The sequence below is a fragment of the Dactylosporangium sucinum genome (assembly GCF_014647515.1).
Lineage (GTDB): Bacteria > Actinomycetota > Actinomycetes > Mycobacteriales > Micromonosporaceae > Dactylosporangium > Dactylosporangium sucinum.
This window is the reverse complement of sequence record NZ_BMPI01000079.1, coordinates 42,095-48,634: the sequence shown is the minus strand read 5'-3', so window position 1 is coordinate 48,634 and position 6,540 is coordinate 42,095. Positions and strand designations below refer to the sequence as shown.

The window sequence follows — 6,540 nt, the reverse complement described above, 5'->3', positions numbered from 1 at the left end:
CCGGAGCGAAGCGGAGGGGCCGGTCACCATGGGCTCAGTGTGGTCAGGCGGCCGGAGCGAAGCGGAGGGCGCGTGACGTTCCTCGGTGTCGACATCGGTACCTCCAGCAGCAAGGGCGTGCTCGTCGCGCCCGACGGCCGGGTGCTGGCCACCGCCGTCCGCTCGCACGAGGTTTCCCGCCCGTTCCCGGGCCACGTGGAGATGTCCGCCGACGTGTGGTGGGACGAGTTCCGCTCCATCGCCGCCGAGCTGACCGCGGGTTCGGCCGACCCGGTCACCGCCGTCGGCGTGAGCGGCATGGGCCCCTGCGTGGTCCTCACCGATGACGCGAACGTCCCGCTGCGGCCGGCGATCCTGTACGGCGTCGACACCCGGGCCACGGCCGAGATCGCGGCGCTCACCGAGGAGCTCGGCGGCGCCGAGGCGATCCTCGCCCGCTGCGGCTCGGTGCTGTCGACCCAGGCCGTCGGGCCGAAGCTCGCCTGGGTCGCCGCCCACGAGCCGTCGGTGTGGGCCCGTGCCCGGCGGCTGTTCATGCCCGCGTCCTGGCTGGCGTACCGGCTCACCGGCAACTACGTCCTCGACCACCACTCGGCCAGCCAGTGCACGCCCCTGTACGCCCCGGACGACCTCGACTGGTACCGCCCGTGGACCTCCGTCGTGGCCCCGGACCTCGAACTGCCGCCGCTGGCGTGGCCGGCCGACATCGCCGGGCTGACCCGCACGGAGGTCGCCGGGATTCCCGCGGGCGTTCCGGTGATCACCGGCACGATCGACGCCTGGACAGAGGCGGTCAGCGTCGACGCGCAGAACCCGGGCGACCTGATGCTGATGTACGGCACCACGATGTTCCTCGTCGCGACCGTCGACCGGCCGGTCGCCACCCCGTCGATGTGGGGGACCGTCGGGGCCTATCCCGGCTCCCGCAACCTCGCCGGCGGGATGGCCACGTCCGGCGCGCTCACCACCTGGCTGCGCGACCTCGGCGGCACGACCTACGAGACGCTGCTCGCCGAGGCGGAGGCGTCCGGGCCCGGCGCGCGGGGGCTGCTGATGCTGCCGTACTTCGCGGGGGAGCGCACGCCGCTCATGGACCCCGACGCCCGCGGCGTCATCGCCGGGCTGACGCTCAGCCACACCCGCGGCGACCTGTACCGGGCCGCCCTCGAAGCGACCGCCCTCGGCGTCCGGCACAACGTGGAGACCATGCGCGCCGCCGGCGCCGCGATCGAGCGGGTCGTTGCCGTCGGCGGCGGCACCAGGGGCGGCCTGTGGACCCGGATCGTCAGCGACGTCACCGGCCTCACCCAGGTCGTGCCGGCCGTTACCGTCGGCGCCGCCTACGGGGCCGCGTACCTCGCCGCCCGCACCACGACCGGCGCGGACATCGCCGCCTGGAACCCGCCCGCCGAGACCATCACCCCGGACGCCGCCCTGCGGCCCGGCTACGACGAGCTGTACGAGCTGTACCGCGAGCTGTACCCGGCCACCCGCGGCGTCGCCCACACCCTCGCGTCGCGAGCCCGCCGGCTCGCCCTCCCGGAGGAGAGAACATGACCGGTTACACCATGCCCCCAGCGGTCAGCCGACCGGCGTGCCCGCCGCAGACGGCGTACCTCATCGCCAGCGGCGACCTGCGCCCCACCGCCAACGCCGCGGGCTGGCCGACGCAGGTCGCCGTCGAGGCCGCCGTGACGGCCGCGTTCCACGAGCTGGGCTGGACGGTGGTGCGCGCGCACGAGGGCTTCATCGACAGCCAGCGGATGGGGCTCGAGGTCTTCAAGACGATCCCCGTCGACGCGCCGCTCGTCGTGGCCGAGGCGGTGTGGCAGTACAGCCACCACGTCCTGGCCGGGCTGCGCACCCATCGCGGGCCGATCCTCACCGTCGCCAACTTCGCCGGCGACTGGCCGGGGCTCGTGGGCCTGCTGGGCCTGAACGCGGGCATGGCGAAGATGGGCGTGCCGTACTCGACGATCTGGTCGGTCGACTTCACCGACGCGTGGTTCCTCGACGGGCTGCGGCAGTGGGTGACCTCCGGGCGCATCGACCACGACGGCTCGCACGTGCGGGACCTGCCGGCGCTGCCCGCATCGGCGGAGGTCGACCTCGGCCGCGCGCTCGCCGCGCAGCTGCTCGCCGACAAGGCCATCATCGGCGTCTTCGACGAGGGCTGCATGGGCATGTACAACGCGGTCATCGACGACGAGCTGCTCAACCCGATCGGGATCTACAAGGAGCGGCTGTCGCAGAGCGCCCTGTGGGCCGAGATGCTGCGCGTCCCGTCCGCGGAGGCCGACGCCGTCGGCGAGTGGCTGCGGGCCAAGGGCATGACGTTCAAGCTCGGCACCGACGAGGCGACCGAGCTCACCGAGGCCCAGCTGCGGTGGCAGTACAAGATGTACATCGCGGCGCTGCGCATCAGTGACGACTTCGGGCTCGACGCGGTGGGCATCCAGTACCAGCAGGGGCTCAAGGACCTCTCGCCCGCCTCCGACCTCGCCGAGGGCCTGCTGAACAACGCCGACCGCCCGCCGGTCACCTCCCGCGACGGCGCCCGGGTGCTGTGGGACGGCGTGCCGCTGCCGCACTTCAACGAGGCCGACGAGGGCGTGGCCGTCGACGCGCTGGTCACCAACCGGATCTGGACCGCGATGGGTCTCGACCCGGCGACCACGCTGCACGACGTGCGCTGGGGCGAGGACTACGACGGCCGGTTCGTCTGGGTCTTCGAGATCTCCGGTTCGGTACCGCCGTCGCACTTCGCGACCGGCTACGCCGAGGCGGTCGGGTGGCGCCAGGACCCGGTGTACTTCCCGCTCGGCGGCTCGACGATCAAGGGCGTGTGCAAGCCGGGCGAGATCGTGTGGAGCCGGGTGTTCGTCCAGGGCGGCCGGCTGCACGTCGACCTGGGCCGGGCCTCGGCAGTGTCGCTGCCGGACGCGGAGACCGAGCGCCGGTCGACGGCGACGACGCCGGCTTGGCCGATCATGCACGCGGTGCTGCACGGGGTGTCGCGCGACCAGTTCATGGCCCGTCACAAGGCGAACCACCTCAACGTCGCCTACGCGCCCGACGCGGCCACCGCCGACAAGGCGCTCCTGGTGAAGGCGGCGATGTTCGCGGCGCTCGGCGTCGAGGTGCACCTCTGCGGGGACACCTCGATCGGCTAACGCCGGTCCTTGGCGTACCCGAGGTACAACATGGGCCCGATCGGGAAGGTGAGCACGATGATCAGGGCCCACGTGCCGCGGTCGAACACGCGCAGGGCGCTGTCCGGCGTCTGAGCGAGGTCGGCCAGGCAGCGGCGGTCGAACCACACCACCACACTCATGATCACCACTACCGTGACCAGGGCGACCGTCAGGTTGTTCACGACCACACACTACCCCGCGAGGGCCGTCTCCCTGACCGCCACGACGGTGGCCGCGCGCACGAACGCGGCCACCGCGTGGTCGCGGGAGTCGCGCGGCCAGGCGATCATCAGCGTCGACGGGCCGAGGTCCTCGACCGTGCGGTAGGCGACCCCCGGCCGCGGGTGCCGGCGGGCCACCGACTCGGGCAGGAACCAGACGATCGTGCCCAGCTCGACCAGGTTGAACAGCTGGGCCAGGTCGTACGACGTCCGCCTCGGGTCGTGCGGCGTCGCCGTCTCCGGCCGGTCCGCCGCGGCACCGTCGGGCAGGACCCGGCCGGCCAGGTCGCGGAGGCGGACCGACGTGCGGGCGGCGAGCGGGTCGTCGGCGGCGATCGCGAGCAGGCGCGGCTCGGTGAGCAGCGGCTCGGCGTCGAGGCCGCGCCCGTCGAACGGCGCGGGCAGGATCGCCACGTCGGCCCGGCCGTCGCGCAGCGCGGGAACCTGCTCGCCGCGGCCGCCGAGGAGCACCTCCACCGGGAGGGCGGCGGGGTCCTCGCGGTACGCGGCGAGGAAGCGGGGCAGCAGGCCGGCGTCGTAGTCCGCCTTGAGCGCGACCCGCAGCACCGGCTGTGCGGCGTTCTGCGCCCGCCGCGCGGCCGCGGCGATGGCGTCGAGCGCCGTGCGGGCGTCGCGCAGCAGCACCGCGCCGGCCGGGGTCAGCGCCACCGCGCGGGTGGTGCGCCGCAGCAGCTGGACGCCGAGCTGGCGCTCGAGGTCGCGGATCGCGCGGGAGAGCGGCGGCTGCGCCATGCCGAGCCGCTCGGCGGCCCGGCCGAAGTGCAGCTCCTCGGCGACGGCGACGAAGTACCGCAGCTGCCGCGACTCCAGGTCACTCATACTTCCAGGGTATCAATGCGGACCGGATCGGTCCTTCAGGTGTCCGTTGGGTGCGGGTTGACTGGGTCGCATGATCGTTGTTACGACTCCTACCGGCAACATCGGCCGCCAGGTCGTCGACCTGCTCCTGGCCGCCGGCGCCCCGGTCCGCGTGATCGCCCGCGACCCGTCGTCCCTCCCGCCCGCGGTCCGCGCCTCGGCGGTGGTGGGCTCGCACGGCGACCCGTCGGTCGTCCGCGCGGCGTTCGAGGACGCCGACGCGGTGCTGTGGATCGCCCCGCCCGGCTTCCGCGCGCTGTCGCTGCACGACGTGTACGCGGGCTTCACCGCTCCCGCCTGCGCGGCGTTCACGGACGGCCTGGTCGGCCGCGTGGTGGCGGTCTCGGCGCTGGGCCGCGGCACCCGCTGGGCGTCCGACGCCGGCCTGGTGACGGCGTCGCTGGCGATGGACGACGCCATCATGGCGACGGGCGTACCGTACCGCTCCCTGGCCCTCCCGTCGTTCATGGACAACGTGCTGCGCCAGGCGAATCCGATCGCCACCGAGGGCCGCTGTACGGGCGTGCTCGACCCCGACCGCCGGCTGCCGCTGGCCGCGACGCGGGACATCGCCGCGGTGGCTGCCGCGCTGCTGCTGGACGGCTCCTGGACCGGCCAGTCCGACCACCCGGTGCTGGGCCCGGAGGACCTGTCCCACGCGGACCTGGCGAAAATCATGAGCGAGGTGGTGGACCGCCCGGTCGAGTACGCGCAGGTCACCGCCGACGCGTTCCGGACCACGCTGCTGTCCCGGGGCGCCTCTCCGGCGGTCGCGGACGGAACGACGGCGATGATGGTGGCGAAGAACGCGGGCCTGGACAACGGCGTGTCCAGGACGCCGGAGTGGACCACCCCGACAAGCTTCCGCGAGTGGTGCGAGTCGGCCCTCCTCCCAGCCGTGCAGTCAGCCTGACCGTCACCCTCCCGGCCGCCCGCACACGCTCCCTATTCCCCTCCCACGTCCGTTCCCCGCGCCGTTCCCGTTCCCGCGCTCCCGTTCCCGCGCTCCCGTTCCCGTTCCCGCGCTCCCGTTCCCGTTCCCGCGCTCCCGCGTTCCGTTCCCGCGTTTCCGTTCCCACGCTCCCGTTCCCGTTCCCGCGCTCCCGTGCTCCCGTTCCCGTGCTCCCGTTCCCGTGCTCCCGTTCCCGCGCTCCCGTGCTCCCGTTCCCGTGCTCCCGTTCCCGTGCTCCCGTTCCCGTTCCCGCGCTGTGCTTTCCCGCGTGTTCTCTCCCGCGCTGTTCCTTTCCGAGTTCGCCTCCCGCGTTCTTTCCCTGTTCTCTCCCCACGTTTCTCTTTCGAGCGCCCGCGGCCGGGCTCGGGGCGGTGCAGGGGATGGTGGGTCGGGCGGGTCAGGTGGCGGTGAAGAGGACGGCGCGGCCGGCGGCAGCGGCGTTGGTGTAGAAGCGACGAACGTCGTCGAAGTTGGCCCAGGTGTACTCGAAGTCGGCCTCGTCGAGCGCGCCACGGTATTCGGGATCGTCGATGGCGTCGAACCGTTGGCGAAACCAGCCATGGTCGATTTCCTGAAGCGCGGCAGCGACGTCGCGGGCTTCGTCGGCGGTGACGTACACGACGTAGAAGTCCTCGTGCATGTCCCGGCCGCCCAGGATGGCATGCGAGAGCGGGTACTCGCCGGCATCCGAGTCAAGGCCGCCGTCGGTCAGGCACCGATGGATCGCGTCCCACGCCTTGTCGGTGTCAACCTTGAGCGCGTCGCCGTCCCACCCTGCTTCCTCGATCTCATCGAGAAGCCCCGACACGGCGTCGTCGTCCACATCATCGGCGGCCGCAAGCAACGCCCGCTCCTGCTCCGCGGTGATCGCGAAATGCACCCCAAGCACCCCGCGATCGTAAGCCCCGAACCGCCCGGCCCGTCCGCACGCCGCACCGGCTCATGATCGTGGGAACCATCTGGCTGCCTGGACGACCAGCTGTTTCCCATGATCATGGGACCGGTCGGGCGCCGGTCCCCATCGGCCGCGGTGTCAGTCCACGCGGCGGCCAACCGTCACCGGCTCGGCACCGTCCATGTCGGCTGCGGTGGAGGTGGAGGTCGGAACGGAGCGCGACCGCCGCACCGCCCATGTTGCCGCGGTGTCGGGTCGGCACGGAGCGCGACCGACGCGGCGCGCGGCCCATGTTGGCCGCGGTGTCGGGTCGGCACGGAGCGAGACCGGCGCGGCACCGCCCACCTTGGCCGCGGCGTGGGTGGCACGGAGCCTGGCCGGCGCGGCGCCGCCCATGAT

At 73.1% G+C, this 6,540-nt stretch carries 6 protein-coding genes; 3 read left to right on the top strand and 3 right to left on the bottom strand.

The window, feature by feature from the left end:
* The first annotated feature begins 72 nt into the window (after nt 1-72).
* Entirely contained in the window at nt 73-1,557 is a 1,485-nt protein-coding gene (locus tag IEZ31_RS47585) for an FGGY-family carbohydrate kinase (RefSeq protein ID WP_190256739.1), read from the top strand.
* Nucleotides 1,554-3,173, top strand: coding sequence for a fucose isomerase (locus tag IEZ31_RS47580; protein ID WP_190256738.1), 1,620 nt, complete (start codon nt 1,554-1,556; stop codon nt 3,171-3,173). The genes IEZ31_RS47585 and IEZ31_RS47580 overlap by 4 nt, the downstream gene beginning before the upstream one ends.
* Here IEZ31_RS47580 and IEZ31_RS47575 read toward each other — a convergent pair.
* Nucleotides 3,170-3,376, bottom strand: coding sequence for a hypothetical protein (locus tag IEZ31_RS47575; RefSeq protein ID WP_190256737.1), 207 nt, complete (start codon nt 3,374-3,376; stop codon nt 3,170-3,172). The two genes, IEZ31_RS47580 and IEZ31_RS47575, sit on opposite strands and share 4 nt — an antisense overlap.
* 9 nt (nt 3,377-3,385) lie before the next feature.
* Nucleotides 3,386-4,255, bottom strand: coding sequence for a LysR family transcriptional regulator (locus tag IEZ31_RS47570; RefSeq protein ID WP_190256736.1), 870 nt, complete (start codon nt 4,253-4,255; stop codon nt 3,386-3,388).
* 70 nt (nt 4,256-4,325) lie between these two features.
* On the opposite strand from IEZ31_RS47570, the gene IEZ31_RS47565 reads away from it, so the two are divergent.
* Nucleotides 4,326-5,207 carry an NAD(P)H-binding protein gene (locus IEZ31_RS47565; RefSeq protein ID WP_190256735.1) on the top strand — a complete coding sequence of 294 codons (882 nt, stop codon included), beginning with the start codon at nt 4,326-4,328 and terminating at the stop codon, nt 5,205-5,207.
* 436 nt (nt 5,208-5,643) lie between these two features.
* Here IEZ31_RS47565 and IEZ31_RS47560 read toward each other — a convergent pair whose 3' ends face one another.
* A complete protein-coding gene (locus IEZ31_RS47560; RefSeq protein WP_190256734.1) occupies nt 5,644-6,126 on the bottom strand; it encodes a YfbM family protein in 483 nt (160 codons plus the stop codon).
* Nucleotides 6,127-6,540 lie beyond the last annotated feature (414 nt).

Excerpts from the sequence above, each read along its gene's own strand:
- IEZ31_RS47580 (WP_190256738.1), top strand. The coding sequence starts at position 1,554 with ATGACCGGTTACACCATGCCCCCAGCGGTCAGCCGACCGGCGTGCCCG.
- IEZ31_RS47570 (WP_190256736.1), bottom strand. The coding sequence starts at position 4,255 with ATGAGTGACCTGGAGTCGCGGCAGCTGCGGTACTTCGTCGCCGTCGCC.
- IEZ31_RS47565 (WP_190256735.1), top strand. The coding sequence starts at position 4,326 with ATGATCGTTGTTACGACTCCTACCGGCAACATCGGCCGCCAGGTCGTC.